We start from the raw sequence: 1,264 nt of genomic DNA, 5'->3' as shown, positions 1-1,264 counted from the left end.
AGCTTGCCATGTCCTCTGGGGCGTCCCTGGGGCAATGGTTCGGCATGTCCTTTCGTCCTGACTGCCCGTGCCCAACGCGCTCCGGTCGCTGGCGAGAGCTTCAGCCGCAACGCCGCCGCCCGACCGCTCAGACCCTCCTCGATGTAGCGCTGGAACCGAACGCGAAGTGCCGATGGCAATGGCGCCGACATGATCCGTCCTCCCAAACGGAAGGGAATCACGATCAGCACCGCGACGGAACCCAAAGCGATTCAGGGTTCAACCGAAATGCTTTAGGCTGCTTGTCGAAGGCTCCGACAAGCGTCCCGAGTGCGACCCCCGCCGAAAGCGCCGTTTTCGCGTTCCCGCGTCCGATGGACAGGCAAGCCATGTTCACGCCATCCGCAAGGGCACCGTTCACGAATTGTTCCTGAAATCGCGCGAGGCGGAGCGGTTCACCGGCCTTCGGTCCTTCGGGAATGCGGAGTGAGGTCAGGAACTCAATGGCCCGGCTGGCCGTCGTCTTGTTCCTTTCCCAAGGGGGTTCCAGACCTGAAACTTCAATCGCGCGCATTGTGCTGCGCCCCGGAACGGTAAGCGCGAGGAGATACTCCACCCCCTCGGGCCAGCCCCCCCTTAAACTTCAACGGCATTGGCTCCAATTTGATCTTCATTCCGCTCATTCCTCGCCCCATCGACCTTGATGGCGTGGATGCCCCCTCCCGAGGGCATCGCGGTGACGCAAGATCAGCGCCTGCGGTGTATCGATGATCGGGCTGTCGGTTGCCTTGCCGTCGATCAGCCGGTGCAGGATGTTGAGCACATGGTCCTGGTCGCCACCCCATCGGACATAGCCCAGTTCGACTGCTGCCAGCACCGCCTGCTCGTCATGCTGCAGGACCAGGGCGAGGATATCGACCATCTCCCGATCTCCGCCGGGTCGTCGCAGCATCTGGTCCTGCGACCGCCTGGAGCCTGACGGCAGCTCCACAAAGGGGGCACCGTTCCGCAGCGCTCCAGGCTTGCGCTGGATCACCGTCAGGTAATGGCGCCAGTCATGGATCGTGCGGGGCGGCAGATGGGTCATGCCCCTTGGCGTGGTGTAGGAGCGCCGGCCCTCGGAGAGGTCCGAGCTTGATCAGATCGCTACAGCGGGCAGCCTGATGCCGGGATTGTCGGTGACGCGGGCGAGCGTTTCAAGCGACATGTATCTCCGCGCGACCGTCCACTCGTCGTTGGTCTCGAGCATCAGCGCGCCGACAAGCCGGACGATGGCGCCGTCGTT

1 protein-coding gene and 2 pseudogenes are annotated in these 1,264 nt (G+C 63.5%); all 3 read right to left on the bottom strand.

Annotated elements, in window-relative coordinates; translation table 11 throughout:
* Positions 1-223: 223 nt before the first annotated feature.
* A complete protein-coding gene (locus tag KTN05_RS17580) occupies positions 224-595 on the bottom strand; it encodes a hypothetical protein (protein WP_217330660.1) in 372 nt (123 codons plus the stop codon).
* Between the two features lie 63 nt (positions 596-658).
* Positions 659-1,054, bottom strand: a pseudogene (locus KTN05_RS17575) (IS21 family transposase); the annotation flags it as partial.
* A gap of 63 nt (positions 1,055-1,117) precedes the next feature.
* Positions 1,118-1,264: pseudogene (locus tag KTN05_RS17570) on the bottom strand (IS256 family transposase); the annotation flags it as partial.

This window comes from Paracoccus sp. Z118, from assembly GCF_019061185.1.
Classification (GTDB): Bacteria; Pseudomonadota; Alphaproteobacteria; order Rhodobacterales; family Rhodobacteraceae; genus Paracoccus.
This window is presented reverse-complemented; position numbering and strand designations above follow the sequence as displayed.